This window comes from Aurantimonas aggregata (genome assembly GCF_010500835.1).
GTDB lineage: Bacteria > Pseudomonadota > Alphaproteobacteria > Rhizobiales > Rhizobiaceae > Aurantimonas > Aurantimonas aggregata.
In genome coordinates, this window is the sequence record NZ_JAAAMJ010000001.1 from 65,222 (window position 1) to 91,965 (window position 26,744).

Consider the following 26,744-nt stretch of genomic DNA (forward strand, 5'->3'; position numbering starts at 1 on the left):
CATCCCGTGTTGCATCGCATCTAGGCCGTTGGTCGTCCGGTTCCTTAGTCGCGGCTCCGGTGCGGCGCAAGCGCCCGATATTGCCTCGGACGGGCTGCCGCCCCGGAAAGCACCGGCCGTCTCCCCGGCCGCTATTGTTTTGGCGGCGACAATTCTGCACGATCCGCGCCGGCCGGTGGCGCACCGGAAATTCAGCAGGAAAATGCGCCGTTGTCGGGAGATACAGGCATGAAGTTCGTTCGATCCGCCACACTCGGCCTCCTCGCGACCACGGCGCTGATGGGCGCGGCCGTGGCGCAGCAAGCCGAGACGCTGACCGTCGGCGTGATGGTCAATCTCAGCGGTCCGGCAGCCGTACTCGGCGAGCAGGCGCGAGACGGCTTCCTGCTGGCGGTCGAGGAGATGGGCGGAACGCTTGGAGGGGTGGCGACGGACGTGAAGATCGTCGACGACGAACTCAAGCCCGACGTGGCGGTCAACAAGGCCAAGGAACTGGTCGAGCGCGACGGCGCCGATTTCGTCGTCGGCCCGATCTTCTCCAACATCGCCGGCGCGATCGCCAAGCCGGTCACCGACGCCGGCGCCTTCCTGATCAGCCCGAACGCCGGTCCCTCGAACCTTGCCGGCGCCGAGTGCAACCCGAACTTCTTCGCCGTCTCCTACCAGAACGACCAGAATCACGAGGTGCTCGGCAAATATGCCCAGGATCAGGGCTTCGGCCGGGTCTTCCTTCTCGCCCCGAACTACCAGGCCGGCAAGGACGCGTTGGCCGGCTTCAAGAATTCCTACGAAGGCGAAGTGGTCAACGAGATCTACACCCCGCTCGGCCAGCTCGATTTCTCGGCCGAACTGGCGCAGATCGCCGCCGAGCAGCCGGACGCGGTCTATGCCTTCATGCCGGGCGGCATGGGCGTCAACCTCGTCAAGCAGTACCGCCAGGCGGGGCTCGAGACGATCCCGTTTCTCTCCGCCTTCACCGTCGACGAGACGACCCTGCCGGCGACGCAGGATGCCGCGGTTGGCTTCTTCGGTGGCTCCAACTGGGCCCCGAACATGGACAATCCGCAGTCCAAGGCATTCGTCGCGGCCTACGAGGCGAAATACGGCACCGTTCCCGGCAGCTACGCCATGCACGGCTACGACGCGGCGCTGCTGATCGACAGCGCGGTGAAGGCCGTCGGCGGCGATCTCGCCGACAAGGATGCGCTGCGCGCCGCGCTCGCGGCCGCCGACTTCACTTCCCTCCGCGGCGACTTCGCCTTCGGCCCGAACCACTTCCCGATCCAGGATTTCTACCTGGTGACAGCGGCCAAGCGCGAGGACGGCAAGTTCGAGACGCAGATCGCCGAGACGATCTTCGAGGACTATGCCGACAATTATGCCGCTTCCTGCCAGATGAACTGACGACTGGCCGCTCCACGTCGGACTTGCAGACCCTGCGCGCCGACCGCTAAGCGTCGGCGCGCCGCCGGCGGTCTTGACCGGGGGCGACCCGTGATCGTCCCCGAAGGAGCCGGATGTTCAATCTCTTTCTGCTTCAGACCCTCAACGGTCTCCAGTTCGGGATCCTGCTGTTCCTGGTGGCGGCGGGCCTGACGCTGATCTTCGGCATCATGGATCTGATCAACCTCGCCCACGGCGTCCTCTACATGGTCGGCGCCTATCTCGCGGCGACCTTCACCGCCTATACCGGCGACTTCTTCCTCGGCCTGGCGCTGGCCCTGCCCGTCGCCCTCGCCTTCGGCATCCTGCTCGAACGTCTGATCTTCCAGCGGCTCTACGAGCGCGACCATCTCGACCAGGTGCTGGCGACCTTCGGCCTGATCCTGATCCTCAACGAGGGCGTGAAGATCCTCTGGGGCGCCGCGCCGCTGAGCGTGCCGATCCCCGATATCCTCTCCGGCTCGATCCCGCTGATCGGCAACATGCGCTACCCGCTCTTCCGGCTGGTCATCATCGGCGCGGGCCTTGCGACTGCGCTCGGGCTCTACCTTCTCGTCCACCACACGCGGATCGGCATGCTGCTGCGGGCCGGCGCCAGCAATGCACCGATCGTCTCGGCGCTCGGCGTCGACATCAAGCGGCTGTTCATGCTGGTCTTCGGCCTCGGCGCCATGCTGGCGGCGCTGGCCGGCGCACTGGTCGCGCCGATCCTCTCCGTCGAGCCCGGCATGGGCGACAGCATCCTGATCCTGACCTTCGTGGTCATCGTCATCGGCGGCGTCGGCTCGATCCGCGGCGCCTTCGTCGCGGCGATCATCGTCGGTCTCGTCGACACGCTGGGCCGGACCTTCGGGCCGATCCTGCTGCGCACGCTGATGGATCCGGCGGCCGCCTCCCAGACGGGCCGGACGCTGGCACCGATGCTGATCTACATCCTGATGGCGGCGGTGCTGTTCCTGCGCCCAACCGGCCTGTTCCCAGTCAAGGTCGCGGCGCGATGAGGGCCGACGCGCGGCCTCTCGCTTCCCCGCAGCACCAGCCAGCGCGGCGCCCCTATGTCGGGCGACCCGGCGCGGCGACGGCCGCGGGACTGCTGTTTTCGGGGCTCGCGCTGTTCCCGCTGCTCGCGCACATGCTGGACGACCCGTTCCTGCTGGTCATCGCGACGCGGGTGATGATCTTCGGCCTCGCCGCCATGTCGCTCGACCTCATCCTCGGCTACGGCGCGCTGGTGTCGTTCGGCCACGCCGCCTTTCTCGGGATCGGCGCCTATGCCGTGGCGATCCTCGCCGTCCATGGCATCGACGACGTCCTCATCCAGGCGGTCGTGGCGATTGCCGCATCAAGCCTCTTCGCCCTCGCCACCGGGGCGATCTCGCTGCGGACGCGCGGCGTCTACTTCATCATGATCACCCTGGCCTTCGGCCAGATGGCATATTTCTTCATGGTCTCGCTCTCGGCCTATGGCGGCGACGACGGCATCTCACTGCCGTCGCGTTCGACCCTCTTCGGCACCGACCTGCTGGAGAGCGACCTGATGCTCTTCTACGCTGTGTTCCTCTGCCTCGCCGTGGCGTTTCTCGCACTTCGCGCCATCGTCGCATCGCGCTTCGGCCGGGTGCTGCGCGGCACGCGCGACAACCGGACCCGCATGGAAGCCATCGGCTTCGCGCCCTTCGCCTATCAGCTCATTGCCTACGTCATCGCCGGGGCCCTTGCCGGGCTTGCCGGCGTCTTCCTCGCCAACCAGGCCGAGTTCGTCGCGCCCGCCTTCATGAGCTGGCAGCGCTCCGGCGAGCTGATCGTCATGGTCGTGCTGGGCGGCATGGGCACGCTGGTCGGTCCCATCGTCGGCGCCGTCGCCTTCCTGCTGCTCGAGGACTGGCTGGCGCGCTTCTCGGAGCACTGGCGGCTCGGTCTTGGCATCGTCCTTGTCCTGCTGGCGCTGTTCAGCCGCGGCGGCATTGCCGGATTCGCGGCGCGTGTCACCGGCGGAGCCCGGCGTTGAGCGGCCCACTCCTTTCCGTTCGCGGCCTCAGCAAGCGTTTCGGCGCGCTCCCCGTCAGCGACGACATCAGCTTCGAGGTCGCGTACGGCGAACTCCACGCGATCATCGGCCCGAACGGCGCCGGCAAGACGACGCTGATCAACCAGCTGTCGGGAAGCCTTTCGAGCGATGCCGGCAGCGTGCATTTCGCCGGCGAGGACATCACCCGACTCGGCGTGCCCGAGCGCGTCCATCAGGGCATGGCGCGCTCTTTCCAGATCACCTCGATCCTCGACGGGTTCAGCGTCCTCGAGAACGCCGCCGCTGCCGTCCAGGCGCGCTCCGGCTCGAGCTTTCGGTTCTTCACGCCGGCCGCCCGCGAGGCCGACCTCAACGAAGCTGCCATTGCGGCGCTCGCCCGCGTCGGGCTGGCCGATCGCGCCGATCGCCGCGCCGGCAGCCTATCGCATGGCGAAAAGCGCCAGCTGGAGATCGCCATCGCGCTCGCCACCGGCGCCCGGCTGCTGCTGCTCGACGAGCCGCTTGCCGGCACTGGCCACGAGGAATCGGCCGTGCTCGTCGCGCTGATGCGGGAGTTGAAGGCGACGCACACGATTGTTCTCGTCGAACACGACATGGAGGCGGTCTTCGCCCTCGCCGACCGGGTCAGCGTGCTGGTCTACGGAAGGCTGATCGCCACCGATGCGCCGTCGGCGATCCGCAGCAACCCCGAGGTGCGCGCCGCCTATCTCGGCGAGGAGGTCGGCTGATGCTGCGGATCGAGGGCCTCGAAGCCGCCTACGGCGAATCGCGCATCCTGTTCGGCATCGACTTCGACGTCGAAGCCGGCGAGGTCGTGACGCTGCTGGGGCGCAACGGCATGGGCAAGACGACGACGGTCCGGTCAATCTTCGGCCTGCTCAAGCCGACCGGAGGTCGGGTTATGGTCGACGGCGAGGACGTCACCGGCAAGGAACCGCATCTGATTGCCCGCGGTGGTCTCGGCCTCGTCCCGGAGGGACGACAGATCTTCCCGACCCTCACCGTTGAGGAAAATCTCGTGGCCACACACCGCGCCAGCGCCACTTCCCACTGGGACCTCCCGGCCGTTTACCGCCTGTTCCCCAGGCTCAAGGAGCGGCGGCGCAACCACGGCGACCAGATCTCCGGCGGCGAACAGCAGATGCTCGCCGTCGGCCGCGCACTGATGACCAATCCGCGACTGGTCGTGCTCGACGAGGCGACCGAGGGGCTTGCACCGCTGATCCGCGAGGAGATCTGGACCTGTCTCGCCGCGATCAAGAACGAGGGAGCGGCCATCCTCGTCATCGACAAGAATGTCGAGGCGCTATCGCGCTTCGCCGACCGCCATGTCGTCATCGAGAAGGGCCGGGTTGCCTGGACCGGTACCACCGAAGAACTGCGCGCCAGCCCGGACGTGAAGGACCGCTTCCTCCACGTCTGACGGCCATTGCGCCGTGCCTGCGGCAGTGTTTGCTATTTCGCCGCGGCGTGAGGGGGACTATGGCTGACGGGACCCGCGCGGGGCGGCCGGCTGCTCGCAGCCAGAGCCTTTGCCCCGCCACAAGGACAGCAGGAAGGAAAACGCCATGTCGACCGCCCCCGCCGCAGCGCCCGCCCCCAGCCATTCGATGGCCGCGTTCGACTGGTCCGACCCGTTCCGCCTCACCGACCAGCTGACTGAAGACGAGCGGCTGATCTACGAGACCGCTCAATCCTTCGCCGAGGAATCGCTGCGCCCGCGCGTCGTGGCGGCCTACCAGAACGAGACCACCGACCGGCCGATCTTCGAGGAGATGGGCGCGCTCGGCCTGCTCGGCCTGACGCTGCCGGAAGATTACGGCTGCGCCGGCGCATCCTACGTTTCCTACGGCCTCGTTGCCCGCGCCGTCGAGGCGGTCGATTCCGGCTACCGCTCGATGATGAGCGTCCAGTCCTCGCTGGTCATGTATCCGATCCACGCCTATGGCGACGAGAACCAGCGCCGCAAATACCTGCCGAAGCTCGCCAGCGGCGAATGGGTCGGCTGCTTCGGCCTGACCGAGCCGGATGCCGGCTCCGACCCTTCCGGCATGAAGACCCGGGCCGAGAAGATCGACGGCGGCTATCGCCTGTCCGGCGCCAAGATGTGGATTTCCAACTCGCCGATCGCCGATGTCTTCGTCGTCTGGGCGAAATCCGCGGCGCATGACGGCGCCATTCGCGGCTTCATCCTCGACAAGGGCATGAAGGGCCTCACCGCCCCGAAGATCGAGGGCAAGCTGTCACTGCGCACCTCCGTCACCGGCGAGATCGTCATGGACGGTGTCGAGGTGCCTGAGGAGGCGCTGCTGCCGAATGTCAGCGGCCTCAAGGGACCGTTCGGCTGCCTCAACCGGGCCCGCTACGGCATTTCGTGGGGCGTCATGGGTGCTGCCGAGGACAGCTGGAAGCGCGCCCTCTCCTATACGATGGAGCGCACCCAGTTCGGCCGCCCGCTGGCGGCGACGCAGCTCGTCCAGAAGAAGCTTGCCGACATGCAGACCGAGATCGCCCTCGGGCTCCAGGCGAGCTTGCGGGTCGGGCGGCTGTTCGACGAAGGGAAGATGGCTCCGGAGATGATCAGTCTCGTCAAGCGCAACAACTGCGGCAAGGCGCTCGACATCGCCCGGACGGCTCGCGACATGCACGGCGGCAACGGCATCATGGGCGAGTATCACGTCATGCGCCACGCCCAAAACCTCGAGACCGTCAACACCTACGAGGGCACCCACGACGTCCACGCGCTGATCCTCGGCAAGGCGCAGACGGGCCTCCAGGCGTTCTTCTGAACGAGCGGATACGCGTAGGCGAGCCAGCCATGCAGCACGACACGATCTGGACCGGCGGCGAGCCGATCGGCGATTTCGACGCCGCCTATGCCAACGGCGCCGCGATCCTCGACTCTGCCACTTACGGTCCACGCTGGCTCGCCGACGCCGCCACGTTCCGCGATCGCCTGACGCTGGCCGGCCGGGCCCGGCTGGCAGTCCCCTACGGCGCCCAGCCGCGCCAGCATTACGACCTGTTCCTGCCCGAAGGCGCGCCGGCGGGGCTCGTCGTCTTCGTCCATGGCGGTTACTGGAAGGGCCAGGCCATTGCCGCCTGGTCGCATTTCGCCGGCGGCGCGCTCGCCCGCGGTTTCGCGGTCGCCCTGCCGGAATACACGCTGTGCCCGGAGACGACGATTCCGGCCATCACGCGCGAGATCGGTGCCTTCCTCGACACGGTGGCCGGCGAGATCGATGGCCCGATCAGCCTCGCCGGTCATTCTGCCGGCGGCCACCTAGTATCGTGCATGCTCTGCACGGATGCGCCGATCAATTCAGCCACCGCGGAACGAATCGACCGCGTCGTCTCGATCAGCGGCGTCCATGATCTCCGCCCGCTGCTGCGCACCGCGATGAACGACGTGCTCCGCCTCGACCTCGCAACGGCCCGCGCGGAAAGCCCAGCGCTGCTGGAGCCGCGTGACGGTGTCCGGCTGCTGTGCCTCGCCGGCGGCGCCGAGCTGCCGGAGTTCCGCCGCCAGAACGCGCTGCTTGCCAACGTCTGGCACGGGCTCGGCGCGCGGGTCCGCGCGGTCGAGGCGCCGGGCCGGCATCATTTCGACGTCGTCGACGAACTGCTCGATCCCGCAAGCGATCTCGTCGCGACCTTGACGGGCACCGGCACCGGCTGAAACGGTCGCCCCCACCACAACCGACATCAGGCGCCGCGCGAGGCGTCGAAGCGAGCGCTCATGAAGACCATCTTCGTCCAGTTCAAGTGCCGCCCCGGCAAGGCCTACGGCGTCGCCGACGCGCTCGTGCAGGACGTCGCCGAGATCTCCGAGGTCTATTCCACCTCCGGCAATTACGACCTGATCGCCAAGTTCTACCTCGAGGACGATCAGGACATCGGACACTTCGTCACCGAGCGGCTGCAGACGGTGGACGGTGTCGCCGACACGTTCACGCTGGTCGCGTTCAAGGCGTTCGGCTGAGCGAGTCGCGGGGCGGACGAGAGCCCGCCCCGACGTCGAGGATCAGGCGGCGTTGGCGGCCGCGGGCGCCTGTTCCATCGCCCGCAGATAGACGTCGAGCAGTGTCTCGTGCTCTTCGCGCTCTTCCTTGTCAAGCTTCCGCAACTTTATGATTTCCTTGAGAATCTTGACGTCGAATCCCTCGCCTTTGGCTTCTGCGAAGACTTCCTTCTTGCCCTCGTTCAGCTCCTGGATCTCCGCCTCGATATGCTCGACGCGCTCCACGAAGGCGCGCACCTGGCCGCCTGCGATTCCTGCCGTATCGTCCATGGTTTCTCCTTTGTGAACCGGAAGCCGCACTATCCCGTCGGCGGGTAACCGCTTCCTTAACCGCGGTGGTGGCCAGCGCCGCCCCGCTTGAGAAACCGCCGGTCCTGTACCAGAGTGTCGCATGCGATGGGCCGCTCGCCCGGTTCGACGCGAGCGGGATCGCATCAGGAAGTCGGCCGGCCGGATGAACGTCTCCAGCGTTGTTGTTCTGATCGCATCGCTCGTCGCCCTCGGAGCGCTGGCCCGCCCACTCGCGACACGGCTGCGGCTTCCAGTCTCGATCGTCTGGGCCGTCGGCGGCGCGACGCTCGGCTTTGCCTGCCATTATTCGCTGCAGAATCCGGGCGGCCTGCTGCCGGTCGAGCTCGCCGCCGCGATCGTCGACCTGCCGATCGGCTCCAGCCTGTTCCTCTACGTCTTCTTGCCGACCCTGATCTTCCAGAGCGCCCTCGAGGTCGATCTGCACCGGGTGCGCGAGGATCTTTTGCCGATCCTGCTGCTGGCGCTGGTGGCGGTCGTGGTGGCGACGTTCGGCGTCGCGCTGTTCCTGTGGCCAGTCGCCGGCATGCCGCTGCTCGCCTGCCTGCTGCTTGCATCGCTGGTCGCAACGACCGACCCCGTCGCGGTGATCGCGATCTTCCGCGATGTCGGCGCGCCCGAGCGGCTGACCCGGCTCGTCGAGGGCGAGAGCCTGTTCAACGATGCCGCCGCCATCTCGCTCGCACTGATCTTCTCGGCCGCGATCATCGCACCCGGCTCGGTCGGAACGATGGGCGCGATCAAGGATCTCATCCTCCTGCCGATCGGCGGCGTGCTGCTCGGCTTCGTCGCCGCCTGGCTGTTCATCCAGCTGCTGAAGCTGATCGGCGAGGACCGGGTGACCACGGCGTCGCTCAGCCTCGCGCTTCCCTATCTTTCCTTCTGGGTGGCGGAGCGGGTGGTCGGCGTCTCCGGCGTCGTGGCCGTGGCCACCGCCGGCGTCGCCCTTGCCTCGCTGGCGCCCGGACGGGTGACGGGCGTCCTGTGGCGGCATCTGTCGGATACCTGGGAACAGCTCGCCTCGTGGTCGTCGATCCTGATCTTCGTCCTTACCGCGCTGCTTCTGCCGCGGCTCCTGTCCGACCTGCGGCCCTTCGACGTCGTGCTGCTGCTCGTCGTCTTCGTCGCCGCGCTCCTGACCCGGGCGCTGGTGCTGTTCGACATGCTGCCGCTGCTGACGCGCTTCGGCCTGTCCTCGCCGATTTCGGTGCCCTACCGGGTGGTCGTCCTGTGGGGCGGCCTGCGTGGCTCGATGACCCTCGCTCTGGCACTAGCGGTGCTGGAGAACCCCGCCATTCCGCGTCCGATCGCGACCTTCGTGGTAACGCTTGCCACCGGCTTCACGCTGATGACGCTGCTCGTCCAGGGCACCACGCTGCGGCCGCTCATCCAGCGGCTCGGCCTCGACCGATTGAACGACGTCGACCGCTCGGTCCGCGATCTGGCGCTCGATGTCGCCGGCGGCCGGGTCCAACAGTTTGCCAACGACATGGGCCGCCGCTTCGGCCACGCGCCAGACGATCAGCCGAGCCTCGCCCAGCCGAGCGACACGGCAGGCATTCCGCCGCCCGGGTCGACCGTCGGCGACCTGCCGCAGCCCGCCCGGACGGCGATCGCGCTGGTCGCGCTGACGGCGCGCGAGCGCGAGATGATCCTCGAGCATTTCGCCGACGGCACGGTGGCGCCCCCCATCGCGCGGCGGCTGGCCGCAGATGCGCGGCGCCGGCTCGACTTGGCGCGAAGCGGCGGCATCGAGGGCTACCGTTCCGCCAACGCCGCCGAGATCGATTTTGCCCCGGTCGACCGGATCGCCTTCGCCCTGCAGCGCCGCCTCGGCTACAGCCGGCTCCTGTCGCGACGCCTCGCAATCCGGTTCGAAATGCTGATCGAGGCCTCGCTCGTCGTCGGCTCGCTGCCGCAAGTCGCCGAACGCGAGCTGCGGCCCGTGCTCGGGTCGGCAACCATCGCGGAGGCCGCCGAGGTGCTCGTCGAGCGGCTGGGCCTGCTCGAACGAGAGATTGCCGCCGTCCGGCTGCAATACCCGGCCTACGTCACCGAACTGGAGCGCAGCTTCGTGGTTCGTGCGGCGCAGGCGGTCGAACTCGTCGAGATCGAGCGGCTTCGTCGTTCCGGCGTGATCAGCAGCGAAGTCGAGCGCGACGTGCTGGCGGGCCGGACCGCCCGCGGCAACGCCCGTTTCCGCCGTCCGGCCCTCGATCTCGGGCTCGACACCGCGACGCTGATCGAGCGGAGCGAGCTTTTCGTCGAACTGTCGGGGCGCGAACGGCAAGATCTGGCGCCGCTGATGCGGCCCTTCTTCGCCGAGCCGGGCATGCGGATCATCAGGCGCGGCGAAGTCGGCGACGCCGCCTATTTCATCTCGTCCGGTGCCGTCGAGATCGACACCGGCGCCAGCCTGATCCGGCTCGGTCGCGGCGAGATCTTCGGCGAGATGGCCTTGCTCTTCGACCAGCGCCGGCAGGCCGACGTCACCGCCATCGCCTACTGCGCCCTGCTCCGCCTGTCGGCCGCGGATTTCCGGCGTTTCCTGGCGATGCACCCGGCGCTCAGGAAGCGCATCGAGGCGATCGCCCGGCAGCGGCGCGACCAGAATGCCGCCGGGCCGATTGCCGTCCCCGCGGCGGGCGGCAGCCGGCAATCCGGTTCAGTCGAAGGCTTCGGCCAGATCGAGGATCCGGAAGCGCACCTCCTCGCGGCCGCGGAACCGGTCGAGCGATAGCGTCCCCGCCGCATGCACCGGCCGGTCGCGGGCTTCCAGCAGCCGACGACCCACCGCGGTTTCCGCCGCCTTGAAGGCGATCGCCGAGACGCTGCTGCCGTCGGCGCCCGACAGCGTCGCGCGGACGTGTCCCTTACCGACGATCGAGGAGGAGCCGATGCGGTGCCGCGGCAGCGCGAAGACAGGCTCGCCATGGCCGGCGCCGAACGGCCCGGCCCGTGCGATCGTGGCGTAGAGGGCCGGCGTCAGGCCGGCCGCGCTGACCGAGCCATCGAGCTTCAGCGTGTCGCCCTCGCGCAGCGCGCCGACCGAGGCGGCAGCGCCCGCCTCGAGGAAGGCGCGCAGATCGCCAAGCCGTTCCTTCTGTATCGTCACCCCGGCCGCCATGGCATGGCCGCCGCCCTTGACCAGGATGCCCGCCGCCACCGCCTCGCGCACCAGCCGGCCAAGGTCGAAGCCCGGGATCGACCGTCCCGAACCCGTACCACGGCCCGACGCATCGAAGGCGATGGCGAAAGCCGGCCGGCGATGGCGCTCCTTCAGCCGCGCGGCCAAGAGGCCGACGATGCCCGGATGCCAGCCGGCCGATGCCGCGACCAGCACGGCCGGCCCCTCACCGGTGCCGATCTCCGCCGCCACTTCGGCCTCGGCCTCCTGGAGCATCACCTGCTCCATTGCCTGCCGTTCCTCGTTCAGCCCGTGCAGGCGCGCCGCCAGCTCGTCGGCTTCGGAGGCCTCCTCGAGGCACAGCAGCCGGCTGCCGAGCCAGGCATCGCCGATCCGCCCGCCGGCGTTGATCCGCGGCCCGATGAGGAAGCCGAGGTGATGGCACTCGACCGGCCCGGACAGCCGCGCCACCCGCGCCAGCGCGGCCAGCCCGACATTGCGCTGCGCGTGCATGACCCGGAGGCCCTGAACGACGAAGGCGCGGTTCAGCCCGATCAGCGGGACGACGTCGCAGACCGTCGCCAGCGCGACGAGGTCCAGCATGGCGAAGATGTCGGGCAGCGAGGCCGCTGGCCGGCCGCGTCGCCGCAGTTCCCGCGACAGGGCGACGAGGCTCATGAACACGACGCCAGCGGCGCAGAGATGGCCAAGGCCGGAGAGGTCGTCCTGGCGGTTGGGGTTCACCACCGCCCTCGCCGCCGGCAGCTCCGGGCCGGTCTGGTGATGGTCGAGCACCACCACGTCGACGCCGAGGTCGCGGGCAGCGTCGATCGATTCGAAGCTGCCGGTTCCGCAGTCGACGGTGACGATCAGCGTCGCGCCGTCGGCGGCGAGTTCTCGCATCGCCTCCGGGTTCGGCCCGTAGCCTTCGGTGATGCGATCGGGAATGCGGATCGTGGCGGTGACGCCGAAATGGTTGAGGTACCGCCAGAGCAGCGCCGCCGAAGCCGCGCCGTCGACGTCGTAGTCGCCGAAGATCGCGACGGTCTCGCCTGCGTCGATCGCGTCGGCGAGGCGCGCCGCGGCCGCATCCATGTCGGTCAGCGTTGCCGGGTCCGGCATCAGGTCGCGCAGCCGCGGCTCGAGGAATGCCAGCGCTTGGCGGTCGTCGATGCCGCGGCCGGCGAGGACCCGGCTGACGATGTCCGGGAGGCCGTGAAGCTGCGCGATACGCAGCGCCGCCCCCTCGGCGCGCGTATCGAGAGCGTTCAGCCAGCGCCGTCCGCCGAGGGACGAATCGACGCCGAGGAAAGTGCGGTGGGTTTCAGGCATTGCCCCCGTTCTGGCGGCGACGGTCGGCGGGTGCAAGAGCCGGCGATCAGGCGGTGAACTTCGCCCGGTCGTAATGCTGCGCCCGCATCTCGCGGATGGTGCGGGAGCGCGAGCGCATCACCAGCGTGTGGGTGGTCACCCGGTCGCGGTAGAAACGCACGCCGTCGAGCAGGTTGCCGTCGGTGACGCCGGTGGCGGCGAAGATCACGTCGCCGGAGGCCATCTCCTCGGCCGTGTAGATCCGGTAGGGATCGCTGATCCCCATCTTTTCCGCGCGGGCGCGCTTCTCGTTGGTGTTGAGCTGCAGCCGGCCCTGCATCTGGCCGCCAGTGCAGCGCAACGCCGCCGCCGCGAGCACGCCTTCCGGCGCGCCGCCGATGCCCATGTAGATGTCGATTCCGGTCTCTTCCGAATCGGTCGTGTGAATCACGCCGGCGACGTCGCCATCGCCGATCAGGCGGATCGCGGCGCCCGCCGCGCGCACCGTCTCGATGAGCTGCGCGTGACGCGGGCGATCGAGTATGCAGGCGGTGATCTCGGTAATGTTCACCCCCTTCGCCCTGGCCAGCGCCGTAAGATTCTCCTCCGGAGACAGCGCCAGATTGACGATGCCGTCCGGATAGCCGGGGCCGACGGCGATCTTCTCCATGTAGACGTCCGGGGCATTGAGCAGGCTGCCGCGCACCGCCATGGCGATCACGGCGAGCGAGTTCGGCAGGTTCTTGGCGCAGACCGTGGTGCCCTCGAGCGGATCCAGCGCGATATCGACCTTCGGCCCGGCCTTGGTGCCGACCGATTCGCCGATGTAGAGCATCGGCGCCTCGTCGCGCTCTCCCTCGCCGATGACGATGACGCCGTCGATGGCCAGCTGGTTGAGCTCCGAACGCATCGCGTCGACAGCGGCCTGGTCGGCGGCCTTCTCGTCGCCGCGCCCGCGCAGCCGGGCCGCCGCGACGGCCGCCTTCTCGGTGACCCGGGCAATCTCGAGCGTCAGGACCCGGTCCAGCATCTCGCCGCCTGTGTTGCCGTCGCTCATGTCCCCGTCTCCCTCGTGCGGCGTCCGGATGTTCGCCCCGGCTTCAGCCTGCGCCTGATATGTCCCGGCCGTGTGAAAGCGCAATGTCGCCGGCGCAACGCCGCATGCGCCGGCCGGTCTGTCGCGATGATCCAGCGGCATCTCTCAGCCACAGGATGCCGCCAGCTTCTAATTGAGCGACTCGATGCGGATCATCTTCGGCTCGCCCTTCAGGTGACCGTCCTTCGACACCGCCTCCAGCGCCTTGCGGACGGCGGCCTCGGTGGTCTCGTGAGTGACGAGAACGACCGGTGCGGTGGAGGGATCAACGGCACCCGGCAGCTTGCGCTGCACGATCGATTCCAGCGAGATCTGGTTCTCGGCCATGCGCCGGGCGATCGAGGCGAAGGCCCCGACGCGGTCGTAGACCGACAGGCGAATGTAGTAGCCGCCTTCATGCGCGCGCATCCGGGCTCGCTTGTAGGGCGCGAGCTTGGCCGGCGGCAGGCCGAGCGTCGGCGGCAGCACCCCACCGGCAACATCCATGATGTCCGACAGGACGGCCGAGGCGGTCGCATCGCCACCGGCGCCGGGACCGGCGAGCAAGATCGAGCCGAGTAGGTCGCTGTCGACGGCGACGGCGTTGGTCACGCCGTTCACCTGTGCCATGGCCGAGCTCGACGGGATCATCGTCGGGTGGACGCGCTGCTCGATGCCGGTATCGGTGCGGCAGGCGACGGCCAGCAGCTTGATCCGGTAGCCGAGTTCGGCCGCCGCCGCGATGTCGTCGTTGGTGACCGCGGAGATTCCCTCGATGAAGACGCTGTCGAGATCGATCTCGCAGCCGAAGGCGAGCGAGGTCAGGATCGCCAGCTTGTGCGCGGCATCGAATCCGCCGATGTCGAAGGTCGGGTCGGCCTCGGCGTAGCCGAGCCGCTGGGCGTCGGCCAGGCAGTCGTCGAAGGCGATCCCTTCCGCTTCCATACGAGTCAGCATGTAGTTGCAGGTGCCGTTGAGGATGCCGTAGACGCGGCTCACGCTGTTGCCGGAAAGGCCCTCGCGCATCGTCTTGATGATCGGGATTCCGCCGGCGACCGCCGCCTCGAATAGGATCTCGGTGCCCTTGCGCGCGGCGAGACGCGCAAGCGACACGCCGTGATGGGCGAGCAGCGCCTTGTTGGCGGTGACCACCGGGATGCCCCGGCCGAGCGCGGCCTTCACCGCTTCGTGCGCGGGCCCGTCAGCGCCGCCGACGAGTTCGACGAAGACGTCGATCTCGGCCTCGGACGCCAGCGCCACGGGATCGTCGAACCAGGCGAGGCCGGCAATGTCGATGCCGCGGTCCTTCGACCGGTCGCGCGCCGAGACGGCGACGACCTCGATCGACCGGCCGACGCGGTTGGCCAGCGTCTCGGCCTTGGCTTCGATCAGTCGGGCAAGACTGGCGCCAACGGTTCCAAGCCCGGCGAGGCCGAGCCGCAAGGGACTGTTCATGGGTACCTGATCGTTTCTGGCGTCGCGGCCGCGCACCCGCTCAGGGTTGCTCGGCCAGAGAAACGACCTTCTGCCCGGCTTCCGCGCCGGTGGCAAGGAAGCGGCGGATGTTGCGTGCCGCCTGCCGGATGCGATGCTCGTTCTCGACAAGGGCGATCCGGACATGGTCGTCGCCATGCTCGCCGAAGCCGATCCCCGGCGCCACGGCGACATCCGCCTTCTCGATCAACAGCTTGGAGAATTCCAGCGAACCCATGTCGCGATAGGCCGGCGGCAGCGGCGCCCAGGCGAACATGGTCGAGGACGGCGACGGGATCTGCCAGCCGGCGCGCCCGAACGAATCCACCAGCACGTCGCGGCGGCGGCGATAGACCGTCCGCACCTCCTCGATCACCTCGTCCCCGGCGTTGAGTGCGGCCGTGGCCGCCACCTGGATCGGCGTGAAGGCACCGTAGTCGAGATAGGACTTCACCCGCGCCAGCGCCGCCAGCAGGCGCTCGTTGCCGACGGCGAACCCCATGCGCCAGCCCGGCATCGAGAAGGTCTTCGACATCGAGGTGAATTCGACCGCGACATCAATCGCCCCGTCGACCTCGAGGATCGAGGGCGGCGGCGAGCCGTCAAAGAAGATCTCGGCATAGGCGAGGTCGGAGAGGACGACGATCGAATGCTTTCGGGCGAAGGCGACGATCTCGCGGTAGAAATCGAGATCTGCCTCGAAGGCGGTGGGATTGGCCGGATAGTTGAGGATGATCGCGATTGGCTTGGGGATCGAATAGCGGACTGCGCGGTCGATCGCGACCAGGAAGTCGGCGTCGGGCTTGGCCGGGATGGCGCGGATCGTGCCGCCGGCCATCAGGAAGCCGAAGGCGTGGATCGGATAGGTCGGGTTCGGGCAAAGCACCACGTCGCCCGGCGCGGTGATCGCCTGCGCCATGTTGGCGAAGCCTTCCTTGGAGCCGAGCGTCGCCACGACCTGCGTCGCCGGGTCGAGCTTCACCCCGAAGCGCCGCTGGTAGTAGGCGGCCTGCGCCTTGCGGAGGCCGGCAATGCCCTTCGACGCCGAATAGCGGTGCGAACGCGGGTCGCGGATCACCTCGCAGAGCTTGTCGACGATGAAGGCAGGCGTCGGCAGGTCCGGATTGCCCATGCCGAGATCGATGATGTCGGCCCCGCCGGCGCGCGCCGCCGCCTTCAGTCGATTGACCTCCTCGAACACGTAAGGCGGCAGTCTGCGGACTTTGTGAAATTCTTCCATGGTGCTCGTCTCCCGACTGGTTCGCGGGAATGGCGCAATTGACGACCTGCGTCTACTGCCCGGCCTCGATTTGGCGCAGCACGTCCTCGGGGCTCTGCCGGGGTGTCGTACTCGGCTGCTGGGCCTCGGGCCGTCGCGCCAAAGCCGCGTCGACCTCGGCCGCCTGTCGCTGGCGCAACGCCTGCAGCCGCGCGACCTGCGCCGCGCCAGTTGCCGGCGGTATCGCCGCGCGCCGCTGCGCCATGGCACCGAGTTGCGCCTGGCCGACCCGCGACTCGGCATCCGTCAGTTGGGGCGCCGCGGCCTTCGGCATGGCGCCCAGCAGCGGATAGCCGTCCTCGTCCCGACGCTGCGCCGACGCCACGGACGGTGCCGCGGCAAGACGCATGGCGCCGACCGAGGTGTCCTCGTCGTCGCCGAAGAACGATTGGCAACCGGCTGCGGGCACGATGGCGCAGCAGACGGCAAGGGTTCGCAGCAGGGAAAGCGGTATCATTGCCAGAAGGGCCTTCTTGAAACAGCGCTTTGTCTCATATCCTAGAGGGTGACCGTTTACAAAGCGACACGGCGCGATTGTCGAAGAGAGCGCTTCAGCCTGCCAGATGATCTTCCGGCCGGGTGATGGGGCGGACAGCGCGCGGGTTGCCGGGCACGGCCATGACGGGAGGCAGAACGATGACGGCGAAACAGCCGCACGACGGCAAGGGCTCCGGTCCGATCGGCGAAGACTACGTCGTTCGGGACCCGGAAGCCTTCGCACGCAACATGGCGCGGATGCTCGAGCAGATCGGCAAGGCGGCCGCCGCCTGGGTGGAGCCGCGGGAAAAGGGCGAGGTCGACAGCAGCCCGCTGCCGATGAGCGAGTTGATCACCACCCTGTCCAAGGTCTCGGAATACTGGCTGACCGACCCCGCTAGAGCCATCGAGGCACAGACGACGCTTTTCGCCGGCTACATGGCGGTTTGGAACAACTCGATCCGGCGCCTCGCCGGCGAGGCAGACGTCCCGCCGGTCGCGCCCGCGACAGGCGACAAGCGCTTCGTCGACGCCGAATGGCAGAACCACCCGTTCTTCGATTTCATCAAGCAGGCCTATCTGCTGACCGCCAGATGGGCCGACGACCTCGTCGACAAGGCCGAGGGGCTCGACCCCCACACCCGCCAGAAGGCGGCATTCTATGTCCGGCAGGTATCCAACGCGATCTCGCCCTCGAACTTCGTCGTCACCAATCCCGAACTGTTTCGCGAGACCGTCGCCAGCAATGGAGACAACCTCGTGCGCGGCATGAAGATGTTCGCCGAGGACATGGCCGCCGGCCACGGCACGCTGAAGCTGCGCCAGGCCGACTATTCGACGTTCAAGGTCGGCCGCGACATGGCCGTGACCCCCGGCAAGGTGGTCGCTCAGAACGATATTTGCCAGATCATCCAGTACGCGCCGCAGACCGAGACCGTCTTCAAGCGGCCGCTGCTCATCGTGCCGCCCTGGATCAACAAGTTCTACATTCTCGACCTCAACCCGGAGAAGTCGCTGATCGGCTGGCTGGTGAGCCAGGGACATACGGTTTTCGTCGTCTCATGGGTGAACCCGGCGGAAAAGCAGGCCGACAAGGACTGGCAGGCCTATATCGAGGAGGGCATCGTCTTCGCGCTCGACACGATCGAGGCGGCGACGGCCCAGCGCGAGGTCAACGCCGTGGGCTATTGCGTCGGCGGCACGCTGCTGGGTGCCTCGCTGGCCTATCTCAAGGCGGGCGGTGACGACCGCATCCGCTCCACCACCTTCCTGACGACCCAGATCGACTTCACCCATGCCGGCGACCTCAAGGTCTTCGTCGACGAGGCGCAGCTGAAGCTGATCGAGCGCTCCATGGAAGCCAAGGGCTATCTCGACGGCTCGCAGATGGCGACGGCCTTCAACATGCTGCGGTCCGGCGATCTCATCTGGCCGTATTTCGTCAACAACTATCTGAAGGGCAAGGAGCCCCTGCCCTTCGACCTGCTCTACTGGAACGCCGATTCCACCCGCATGCCGAAGGCCAACCACCTCTTCTATCTGCGCAACTGCTATCTCGAGAACCGGCTGTCGCAGGGCCGGATGGAGATCGGCGGCCGCCGGATCGACCTGTCGACCGTGGATATCCCGATCTACAACCTTGCCACCAAGGACGATCACATCGCGCCGGCGCGCAGCGTCTATGTCGGCAGCCTCGCCTTCGGGTCGGACGTCACCTTCGTCCTCACCGGCTCCGGCCATATCGCCGGGGTCGTCAATCCGCCGGCAAGGCACAAATACCAGTTCTGGACCGGCCCCTCGCCCGAGGCCCGTCTCGGCTACGAGGACTGGCTGCTCGCGGCCGGCGAGACGCCGGGCTCCTGGTGGCCGCATTGGCAGGCATGGCTGGCGCCGCAATCCGGCACCAGGGTCAAGGCGCGCAAGCCCGGCGGCCGCAAGCTCAAAGCGCTGGAAGACGCCCCCGGCTCGTACGTCAAGGTCATGGCCTGACCTCGCCTCCTAGGCGCCTCTACCTCGGGGGTTGAAGCAAGTCGGGTTCGATGCGACATCAGCTTGAGCAATTTCGTCCCGCCATCCCACTCTGATCGTCGACCGGCCCGCCCATGACCACCTATCTCGAAGCCGAAGCCAATCCGACGCGCAATACCGGCGCGATCCGGCTCTACGACGCGGCGGCCTTCGCGGGCATGCGCCGCGCCTGCCAACTGACGGCGCGCTGCCTGGACGAGCTGGCGGCGATCGTCGAGCCGGGGCTGCCGACGGAAGCGATCGACCGCTTCGTCTACGACTTCGCCGTCGCCAACGACGCCGTGCCGGCGACGCTGAACTATCGCGGCTACACCAAGAGCGTCTGCACCTCGATCAATCACGTCGTCTGCCACGGCATTCCCAACGACAAGCCACTCAAGGAAGGCGACATCGTCAACATCGACGTCACCTTCATCGTCGATGGCTGGCATGGCGACTCCTCCCGCATGTATCCGGTCGGCCGGCTCAAGCGGGCGGCCGAAAGGCTCTGCGACGTCACCTATCGGTCGCTGCTTCTCGGCATCGAGCAGGTGCGCCCGGGCGGCCATATCGGCGACATCGGCGAGGCGATCCAGACATTTGCCGAAGCAGAGCGCTGTTCCGTGGTGCGCGACTTCTGCGGCCATGGCGTCGGCCGCCTGTTCCACGACGCGCCCAACGTCCTCCATTACGGCCGGCGCGGCGAAGGCGCGGAGATGCGCCCCGGCATGATCTTCACCATCGAGCCGATGATCAATATCGGCCGGGCGCACGTGAAGATCCTCAACGACGGCTGGACCGCCGTCACCCGCGACCGCTCGCTGTCGGCGCAGTACGAGCACACGGTCGGCGTCACCGAGACGGGCTGTGAGGTCTTCACGCTGTCGCCGGGCGGGCTCGACACGCCGGGTATCGCCCTCGGCGAGCCGGCCGGCGCGGCCGACTAGCAGCCATGTCGCCCGCCGGCTCCGAGGAAGAAACCGAACCTTCCGGTCTCTCGGAAGCCGGGTCCGGTCGGCGTGGATCCGCGACCCCGACACATGAGCAGCCGGCTTCGCCGACCCCACATCACGACGGCCACCGCGACAGGCTCCGCGAGCGCTTTGTCGCCGCGGGGGCGGACGCCCTCGCCGACTACGAGCTGCTGGAACTCATCCTCTTCCGGACGATCCCGCGGCGGGACGTCAAGCCGATCGCCAAGGCGCTGATTGCCCGGTTCGGGTCGCTGGCCGAAGTGCTCAACGCCCCGCGCCGTCGCCTGACCGAGGTGGCCGGGGTCAAGGACGCGGTGGCGCTCGACCTCTCCATCGTTGCCGCGATCAACCAGCGGGCGATGCGCTCGGCGGTGCGGCGGCGCGAGGTGCTGTCGTCATGGGCGGCGGTTCTCGACTACTGCACCGCGGCGATGGCGCACGAGAGCCGCGAGCAGTTCCGCATCCTGTTCCTCGACAAGAAGAACGCCTTGATCGCCGACGAGGTGCAGGGCACCGGCACGGTCGACCACACGCCGGTCTATCCGCGCGAAGTGGTCCGCCGGGCGCTCGAACTCTCCGCGACGGCGATCATCCTCGTCCACAACCACCCGTCGGGCGACCCGACCCCGTCCCGCGCCGACATCGACATGACCCGGACCATCGCGGAGGTGGCGCGGCCGCTCGGCATCGAGGTCCACGACCACATCATCATCGGCAAGGCCGGCCATGCCAGCCTGAAAGGCCTCCGGCTGCTCTGAACCCCGCTCGGCGGGCCTCAAGCAAAGAAATAATACAAAAGTGCCGCTTGCCGCAGGGTGATGCTGCGCCTATCCTAAGCATATCGTCGTTTCGTTACACTGGAATCGACATGGCCAGGGCGCGGTTAAGCTTTACGACATTCAACCTCCTCAATCTCAACCGGCCCGGACTGCCGCTCTACAAGTCGAGCAAGCCGTGGACGCTGGAAGAGTACGACGCCAAGGTCGATTACACCGCGCGCCAGCTGCGGTCGCTCCGGTCCGACGTCTACGGCTTCCAGGAGCTCTGGCACGGCGATGCCCTCGTCGACGTGCTGAGCGCGGCAGGAATGGAGCAGACCTATACGGCCCTGGTTCCACCCGGCCATGACGGCAAGCGGATCGTCTGCGCCGGCGCGGTGAAAAGCGAGATCCTGACCGGCGATCCGGAATGGATCGAGAACTTTCCGGACGATTTCATCCTGAAGAGCGGCGGCGACGACGAGCAGACCAGCGACATCGCCGTCTCCGTCACCCGCTTCTCGCGGCCGGTCCTGCACGTCCGGATCAGGCCGGTGGCGAGTTCCCCGGCGATCCATGTCTTCGTCTGCCATTTCAAGTCGAAGGCGCCGACGCAGGTCTTCCGCGAGCCCTGGTACGACAAATCGGTGCATTCGCCCTACGCCGAGGCCATCGGCGCCGGACTGTCGACGATCCGGCGGACGGCGGAGGCGACGGCGCTGCGGATGATCCTGACGAAGCTGATGAAGGGCACCAACGACCCCGTGGTTGTCCTCGGCGACGTCAATGACGGGTTGCTGAGCAACACGCTGAACATCCTGACCGGCCAGCCGCGCTACCTCATGGGCTTCCAGACCGGCGGCGGCGACACCGACCTCTATACGGCGCAGACCCTGCAGCAGTACCGCAGCACCCGCGACGTCTATTACACCCACGTCTTCCAGAACGAGCGGGAGTCGCTCGACCAGATCCTCGTCAGCCAGGAATTCTACGACAACAGCCGCCGCCGCATCTGGAGCTTCAAGGATCTCGTCGTCCAGAACGATCACCTGAACTTCGACCACCACCGCGATCTCGGCACCAACGACCACGGCGTCATCCGCGCCACCTTCGAGTTCAATCCGCTGAAGACCGCCGCCGAGGACGCGACCCGGTGAACCACTGGCCTAGTGGAGCAGTCCGCCATCCTTGACCAGCCGCACCTCGCGCGGCTTGATCAGGCCGGCGTGCATCACCCGTACCGAGTGGATCGCGGCTTCCACTTCCCGTTCCCAATGGTCGAGAAACTGCTTCAGCCTTGGATAGTCCGGCGCGAGATCCTCGAACTGCCAGAAGAAGCTCTGCAGGAAGCTCGGGTGATCCGGCATCCGGTAGAGCACCTCGGCGCTCGTCAGGCCGTAGCCCCCGAGCATGCGGACAAATTGCGGGTCGGCGGTCCTGGTCATCGGCGCACTCCATCGCGGCGCCAGCCGGACAGGAGGCCGGCAGGCAAAGGCTGCGGCGCAAGCGGTTAACAATGGCTTAACGCGCCGGCTTCCCGCAAGCCGGATGCGGTGCGGCGAAACGCTCAGCCGCGCGGGGTGCGCAATCTCGAGCGGCCGCCATCAACGCCGATCACCTGTCCGGTAATCCATGAGCCGCCGGACAGCAGCAGCTCGCCCATCGCGGCAATGTCGTCGGACGTGCCGAGGCGCGGGATCGGGTGGAGCCCTGCCACTGCCTCCGCCATGCGGGGCGTACCCGCCACCGTCTTGCCGAGCGGCGTATCCAGCAGCGACGGCGCAATGGCATTGACCCGGATCTGCGGCGCGAATTCCGCCGCCAGCGAACGCACGAGGCCGACCACCGCACCCTTCGCCATGGCGATCGAGGCGTGAGCGGCAAAGCCCTGGTCGACGGCAATTGTGGAGAATAGCAGCACGCTCGCCCCCTCGGGCGCTGCCTTCAGGCCCGGCAGCAGGACTTGAATCACTTTCGCCGCGCCCAGCGCGTTGATTCTGAAATCGTTGAGGAAGTCAGCATCGCCCAGACGATCGAACGGCTTCAGCGTGATCGTCCCGGCAGCATAGACGAGCCCGTCGAGCGGATCGGCCGCCACGGCCGAGAGGTGCTGGATGCTGGTGTCGTCGAGGACGTCCAGCACGAGCGCTTCCGCGCCGAGTTCGGCAGCGAGCGCCTCGACACCTTCGGCCGACCGTCCGGTCAGCACGAGGTCATGCCCGGACGCCGCCAGCCGGCGCGCCATCGCCTCGCCGACCCCGCCCTGTCCGCCAACGATGAGATATCTTGCCATGCCGTGCTCCGTTTCAGCCCGCAGATGCGAGCCTTCCCGTCGCCGGCAAGTGCGACACAGCGCGCCGATCAGGAAGAGGGAAACGAATGTCGGCCGCAGCTTCGTTGGACGACGGGGATATCAGCCCACGGTGATGGCAGCCATGCCAGAGCGCATCCCAGACAAGAGTGTGTGACTTCACGACGCACATTTATCAGTAGCTTGCGTCCGTCTTCTGACTCAGTTTGCGAGCACTTCGGCGACAATGCCGCCCGCCGCCGCCAGCGCTTCGGGCGTGTCGACATCCGTGCCGGCCGCCGCGCCGATCTCGATTTCGGTCAACGCCCCGGGGTGCGATGCGATGACCGGCGCGGCGCCGACATCGCCCGTAAGCCCGGCGATGGCGTCGGCAAAGCCGATCGACAGGATGACCGGGTTGCGGCGACGGCCGCGATCGGTGGCGGCGACGATGGCGCCCTTGCCCTCCCCGGTAAATGCCGCGATCAGCCGGTCGAGGTCGGCGCCCCCGAGCAGCGGCTGGTCGGCCAGCATGACGAGCACGCCGTCGGCATCGGTCGAGGCCTGGAACCCGGCCTTCAGCGAGGTCGACAGCCCGGCCGCGAAGGCCGGATTAGGCACGATGTCGACATCGAGCCCTGCCAGCGCCGCCTCGATCTCCTCGCGCATGTGCCCGACCACCACCCGCACCCGCCCGGCGTTGCGGGCGGCGAGCGCCGTCTCCACCGACCGGCGGATTAGCGGGATGCCGCCGAATGTCGCCAGCAGCTTGTTCGGTCCACCCATGCGGCTGGATTTGCCGGCCGCCAGGACGATAATGTCGACGACCGGATCCGCCTCGGCGCTTTCCGCCTCGCGCGGCCGCGGCCGCGAGGCGATCTCCATCAGCAGCCCGCCGACGCCCATGCCGCGGATATCGGCGCCGGTCACCGGCACATCTGCCAGGAGACGGCGCAGCACCCAGTCAAAGCCGTTCTCCTTCGGGCTGCGGGCACAGCCCGGCGCGCCAAGCACCGGCCGCCCGTCGAGACGGCCGAGCAGCAGCAGGTTGCCCGGGTCGACCGGCATGCCGAGATGTTCGACGGCCCCGCCGGCAGCCTCGATCGCCGCCGGGATGACGTCACCCTGGTCGATCACCGCCGAGGCGCCGAAGATCAGCGTGAGGTCGGCGTCGCCTGGGGTTGCAAGCAAGGCTGCGAGCGCGGCCGTTTCATGCGGGCAGCGCTGTTCGTTGACGATGTGGCTGCCGGTCGGTGCGAGCCGCGCCTCGGTCGCGCGGCGGGTCTTGTCGAGCACGCTCGGCTTCACCCCCGGCAGCTCGGTCTGGATCAGCGCCACGCGCTGCGGCCGCCAGGGCGCGAGCCGCAGGGCGGGCTTCTCGCGCAGCAGAGCAAGGACGGCATCGACGGCCGCGCCGGAGACGGCAAGCGGGATGATCTTGACGGTCGCCACCATCCGGCCGGCTTCCACTGGCTCATATTCGGCCAACGTCGCCAGCGTGATTCCGGGATCGACGGCATTCAGCGCATCGACGACGGCACGGTCAGGCAGGAACAGCCCGGCCGACCCGGCGTAGAGGTTGCTCCGCCCGGTCGCCGCTTCCGCCACTCGAATCCCGGACCCGCCGAGTGCATCGCCGATCGCCGCTGCCGCTGTATCCTCGTCCAGATCGCCCGGCTCGAGCCGTGCGGCGACGATTTCCGTCACGCCCGCCGCATGCAGGGCGGCCAGATCATCGGCGCCGAGACGCGTGCCCTTCTTCAGGCGGCGGTCCGGCAGGGTGCGCGAATGCGCCAGGATCGCGCCCTCGGCTTCGACGAGCGGGACACGGCCGAAGATCATGCTGCCGCCGTCTCGCCGCGACGCTCGGCGAACATCTTGCGCTTGCGAAAGCCTGCGATCACCGAGGCGAGGATGGCGACGGCGATTTCGCCGGGCGCCGAGGCGCCGATATCGGCGCCGATCGGCGCCTCGATCCGTTCGATGGCCTGCGGCGAAAGCCCAGCTTCCATCAGGCGCTCGACGCGCCGGGCATGGGTCTTCCGGCTGCCGAGCGCGCCGACATAGAAGCACCCGACGTTCAGCGCCTCGATGAGCGGATAGTCGTCGATCTTCGGGTCGTGGGTGATCGCGCAGACCGCCGTGTAAGGATCGAGCGGCCGTGCCGCCAGCACGTCCTGCGGCCATTCGGCATGCAGCGCCACGCCTGGAAAACGGTCGGCCGTGGCAAAGGCCGTGCGCGGGTCGATGATCTCGACGTCGTAGCCGGCGAGCTTCGCCATCGGCGCCAGCGCCTGGCTGATATGCACGGCGCCGATCACCACGAGCCGGGCCGGCGGCAGATGCGCGTTGAGGAAGACCTCGCCGCCATCCGTCGCGACGATGCCAGACTTGCCGGCGCGGATGGCGCGGCCGATCGCCTCGCCGAGCGGATCGTCGGCGAGCTCCGCCTCGCGCACCAGCCGTTGCCGGCCGCTGGCCAGATCGGTGACCGTCACCGCGGCGCGGCGCGCACCGCGCTCCACATTGAGGTCGGCGAGCAGCGCGCGGTCCATCAGTTCACCCGCTCGACATAGACCCGGATGCGCCCGCCGCAGGACAGGCCGACCCGCCAGGCCGTCTCGTCAGCGACGCCGAATTCCAGCATCCGCGGCTCGCCGGCCTCGATGATGTCGGCGGCCTCGGCGACCACCGCGCCCTCGACGCAACCGCCGGACACCGATCCCTCGAAATTGCCGTCGGAATCGATCACCAGATGGCTGCCTGTCGGCCGCGGCGCCGAGCCCCAGGTCTCGACCACGGTGGCGAGCGCCACGCGCCGCCCATCCGCCGCCCAGGCTTCCGCCGTCTTCAGGACGTCGAATTCGATCGTTTCAGACATTGCGTGTCTCCTTCAGCCAGCGACAACTTTCGACACGCCAATCAGGCGGCGATCGAACGCTCGGCCACCTCGAGCCAGAGCTTCGGGTCGGCGTTGCTGCCGCCGGTGCCCGACAGCGCGTCGCAGAGCGCGCTCATCGCCTCCAGCGAATGCACCGACCGGAACTCGTCGACATGCGGCAGGATGGCCCGCACGCCCTTCGCCCGCGCGGCAAAGCCGTCAAAGCGCAGAAGCGGGTTGAGCCAGATCAGCCGCCGACAGGATTTATGCAGCCGTTCCATCTCGTGCGAGAGGTCCTCGACCGAATCTCGTTCGAGGCCATCGGTGATCAGCAGCACGACGGCACCCTGGTTGAGCACCCGCCGCGACCAGTCGCGGTTGAATGCCCCGAGCGCCGCGCCGATGCGGGTGCCGCCGGACCAGTCGCGCACCGCGTCGGCGCAGTCGGCCAGTGCCTCGTCGGGGTCCTTGCGGCGCATCTGCCGCGTGACGTTGGTGAGCCGCGTCCCGAAAAGGAACGTGTGCACCCGCCGCCGCTTCTCGGTCAGCGCGTGGAGAAAATGCAGGAAGATCCGCGTGTACTGGCTCATCGAGCCGGAAATGTCGGCGATGACGACCAGCGGCGGATGGATCTCGCGGCGGGAGCGGAACTTCGGCAGCACCAGATCGCCGCCGGTCCGCATCGACGCCCGCATCATCGCTCGCGGGTCGATCCGCGCGCCGCGCGGGTCCGGCCGATATCGTCGGGTCGTCACCTTGTCCGCCGGCAGGCGTAGCACCGAGATGGCGCGCTTGGCCTCCGCCACCTCGGCCAGCGTCATCTGCGCGAAGTCTTTCCGCCGAAGCACCTCGTCGCCGGAGACGGTGAGGCTGGCGTCGATCTCCAGCTGCGGCTTCTCCTGACGCGTCAGGCGCTGCTCGGCGTCCTCGAACATTGCCTCGGCCGCCCGCGCCTCGCCGGCCCGCTTCTTCTCGGTCGACGGCCGGGCCGGCGCCGTGGGCGAGAACATCGCGATCATCTTCTCGATCAGCTCGCGCGAGCGCCAGAACAGCCGGAACGCCTCGTCGAAGACCGCGTCGTCCTCGTGGCGGGTGACGAGCACGGCGTGAAGGGTCCAGTAGAAATCGTCGCGCGAAGAAAGCCCGGCGACCTTCACCGCCTCGATCGCGTCGATCGTCGCGGAGGGGCCGAGCCTCAGCCCAGCCTTGCGGAGCGCCCGGGCGAAATAGACGACGTTGTCGGCCAGCCGGCCTTCAGGATCGGCGCGCGTCGGCAAGAGGTCGCTCATA

Annotated in this window: 25 protein-coding genes; 13 read left to right on the forward strand and 12 right to left on the reverse strand. The window is 68.1% G+C overall.

All coding sequences use genetic code 11. The annotated features are described in order from the left end of the window. Positions 1–228 precede the first annotated feature (228 nt). From GTW51_RS00300 to GTW51_RS00335, 8 genes are all read left to right on the forward strand, one after another. Positions 229–1,404, forward strand: coding sequence for an ABC transporter substrate-binding protein (locus GTW51_RS00300; RefSeq protein WP_163041894.1), 1,176 nt, complete (start codon positions 229–231; stop codon positions 1,402–1,404). Between the two features lie 113 nt (positions 1,405–1,517). After that, entirely contained in the window at positions 1,518–2,444 is a 927-nt protein-coding gene (locus GTW51_RS00305; RefSeq protein WP_163041895.1) for a branched-chain amino acid ABC transporter permease, read from the forward strand. Next, positions 2,441–3,451, forward strand: a complete 1,011-nt coding sequence (locus GTW51_RS00310; protein ID WP_163041896.1) for a branched-chain amino acid ABC transporter permease — start codon at positions 2,441–2,443, stop codon at positions 3,449–3,451. The genes GTW51_RS00305 and GTW51_RS00310 overlap by 4 nt, the downstream gene beginning before the upstream one ends. Continuing rightward, entirely contained in the window at positions 3,448–4,200 is a 753-nt protein-coding gene (locus GTW51_RS00315; RefSeq protein WP_163041897.1) for an ABC transporter ATP-binding protein, read from the forward strand. The genes GTW51_RS00310 and GTW51_RS00315 overlap by 4 nt, the downstream gene beginning before the upstream one ends. Beyond that, on the forward strand, positions 4,200–4,895 hold the full coding sequence (locus GTW51_RS00320) for an ABC transporter ATP-binding protein (protein WP_163041898.1): 696 nt from the start codon (positions 4,200–4,202) through the stop codon (positions 4,893–4,895). Before GTW51_RS00315 ends, GTW51_RS00320 begins: the two co-directional genes overlap by 1 nt. Before the next feature lie 145 nt (positions 4,896–5,040). After that, on the forward strand, positions 5,041–6,261 hold the full coding sequence (locus tag GTW51_RS00325) for an acyl-CoA dehydrogenase (protein WP_163041899.1): 1,221 nt from the start codon (positions 5,041–5,043) through the stop codon (positions 6,259–6,261). A 29-nt stretch (positions 6,262–6,290) separates the two neighbouring features. After that, positions 6,291–7,151: an alpha/beta hydrolase gene (locus GTW51_RS00330; protein WP_163041900.1), complete on the forward strand. Its 861-nt coding sequence runs from the start codon at positions 6,291–6,293 to the stop codon at positions 7,149–7,151. A gap of 60 nt (positions 7,152–7,211) precedes the next feature. Next, on the forward strand, positions 7,212–7,454 hold the full coding sequence (locus GTW51_RS00335) for an Lrp/AsnC family transcriptional regulator (RefSeq protein ID WP_163041901.1): 243 nt from the start codon (positions 7,212–7,214) through the stop codon (positions 7,452–7,454). Between the two features lie 42 nt (positions 7,455–7,496). On the opposite strand, the gene GTW51_RS00340 is transcribed toward GTW51_RS00335, so the two are convergent. Continuing rightward, on the reverse strand, positions 7,497–7,763 hold the full coding sequence (locus GTW51_RS00340; RefSeq protein ID WP_163041902.1) for a DUF2312 domain-containing protein: 267 nt from the start codon (positions 7,761–7,763) through the stop codon (positions 7,497–7,499). Positions 7,764–7,947: 184 nt separating this feature from the next. Here GTW51_RS00340 and GTW51_RS00345 point away from each other — a divergent pair, with 184 nt between their 5' ends. Continuing rightward, complete coding sequence (locus GTW51_RS00345; RefSeq protein ID WP_163041903.1) at positions 7,948–10,542, forward strand: cation:proton antiporter; 2,595 nt, start codon at positions 7,948–7,950, stop codon at positions 10,540–10,542. Here GTW51_RS00345 and recJ read toward each other — a convergent pair. The 5 genes from recJ to GTW51_RS00370 form a co-directional block, all read right to left on the reverse strand. Continuing rightward, on the reverse strand, positions 10,468–12,261 hold the full coding sequence (recJ, locus tag GTW51_RS00350) for a single-stranded-DNA-specific exonuclease RecJ (RefSeq protein ID WP_163041904.1): 1,794 nt from the start codon (positions 12,259–12,261) through the stop codon (positions 10,468–10,470). The two genes, GTW51_RS00345 and recJ, sit on opposite strands and share 75 nt — an antisense overlap. A gap of 46 nt (positions 12,262–12,307) precedes the next feature. Further along, positions 12,308–13,297, reverse strand: a complete 990-nt coding sequence (gene glpX / locus GTW51_RS00355) for a class II fructose-bisphosphatase (RefSeq protein WP_163041905.1) — start codon at positions 13,295–13,297, stop codon at positions 12,308–12,310. Positions 13,298–13,465: 168 nt separating this feature from the next. Then, positions 13,466–14,770, reverse strand: a complete 1,305-nt coding sequence (locus GTW51_RS00360; protein ID WP_163041906.1) for a homoserine dehydrogenase — start codon at positions 14,768–14,770, stop codon at positions 13,466–13,468. Positions 14,771–14,810: 40 nt separating this feature from the next. Further along, entirely contained in the window at positions 14,811–16,028 is a 1,218-nt protein-coding gene (locus GTW51_RS00365) for an LL-diaminopimelate aminotransferase (RefSeq protein WP_163041907.1), read from the reverse strand. 52 nt (positions 16,029–16,080) lie between these two features. Continuing rightward, positions 16,081–16,524 carry a hypothetical protein gene (locus GTW51_RS00370; protein WP_163041908.1) on the reverse strand — a complete coding sequence of 148 codons (444 nt, stop codon included), beginning with the start codon at positions 16,522–16,524 and terminating at the stop codon, positions 16,081–16,083. A gap of 179 nt (positions 16,525–16,703) precedes the next feature. On the opposite strand from GTW51_RS00370, the gene phaC reads away from it, so the two are divergent. The 4 genes from phaC (at position 16,704) to GTW51_RS00390 (ending at position 21,440) form a co-directional block, all read left to right on the forward strand. Beyond that, entirely contained in the window at positions 16,704–18,533 is a 1,830-nt protein-coding gene (gene phaC, locus GTW51_RS00375; RefSeq protein WP_163041909.1) for a class I poly(R)-hydroxyalkanoic acid synthase, read from the forward strand. Positions 18,534–18,646: 113 nt separating this feature from the next. Further along, the gene (gene map / locus GTW51_RS00380) at positions 18,647–19,498 is read left to right on the forward strand and encodes a type I methionyl aminopeptidase (protein WP_163041910.1); all 852 of its coding nucleotides are present in this window, start codon (positions 18,647–18,649) and stop codon (positions 19,496–19,498) included. A gap of 5 nt (positions 19,499–19,503) precedes the next feature. Then, entirely contained in the window at positions 19,504–20,283 is a 780-nt protein-coding gene (radC, locus tag GTW51_RS00385) for a RadC family protein (RefSeq protein ID WP_163041911.1), read from the forward strand. Between the two features lie 110 nt (positions 20,284–20,393). Further along, entirely contained in the window at positions 20,394–21,440 is a 1,047-nt protein-coding gene (locus tag GTW51_RS00390) for an endonuclease/exonuclease/phosphatase family protein (protein ID WP_163041912.1), read from the forward strand. A 9-nt stretch (positions 21,441–21,449) separates the two neighbouring features. Here GTW51_RS00390 and GTW51_RS00395 read toward each other — a convergent pair whose 3' ends face one another. The 6 genes from GTW51_RS00395 to GTW51_RS00420 form a co-directional block, all read right to left on the reverse strand. Then, positions 21,450–21,728, reverse strand: a complete 279-nt coding sequence (locus GTW51_RS00395) for an usg protein (protein WP_163041913.1) — start codon at positions 21,726–21,728, stop codon at positions 21,450–21,452. 122 nt (positions 21,729–21,850) lie between these two features. Next, positions 21,851–22,576: an SDR family NAD(P)-dependent oxidoreductase gene (locus GTW51_RS00400; RefSeq protein WP_163041914.1), complete on the reverse strand. Its 726-nt coding sequence runs from the start codon at positions 22,574–22,576 to the stop codon at positions 21,851–21,853. 219 nt (positions 22,577–22,795) lie between these two features. Next, a complete protein-coding gene (locus GTW51_RS00405) occupies positions 22,796–24,415 on the reverse strand; it encodes an NTP transferase domain-containing protein (RefSeq protein WP_163041915.1) in 1,620 nt (539 codons plus the stop codon). Next, positions 24,412–25,128, reverse strand: a complete 717-nt coding sequence (locus GTW51_RS00410) for an XdhC family protein (protein ID WP_163041916.1) — start codon at positions 25,126–25,128, stop codon at positions 24,412–24,414. The genes GTW51_RS00405 and GTW51_RS00410 overlap by 4 nt, the downstream gene beginning before the upstream one ends. Further along, complete coding sequence (locus tag GTW51_RS00415; protein ID WP_163041917.1) at positions 25,128–25,454, reverse strand: XdhC family protein; 327 nt, start codon at positions 25,452–25,454, stop codon at positions 25,128–25,130. The genes GTW51_RS00410 and GTW51_RS00415 overlap by 1 nt, the downstream gene beginning before the upstream one ends. Before the next feature lie 41 nt (positions 25,455–25,495). Then, entirely contained in the window at positions 25,496–26,743 is a 1,248-nt protein-coding gene (locus GTW51_RS00420) for a vWA domain-containing protein (protein ID WP_163041918.1), read from the reverse strand. Position 26,744 lies beyond the last annotated feature (1 nt).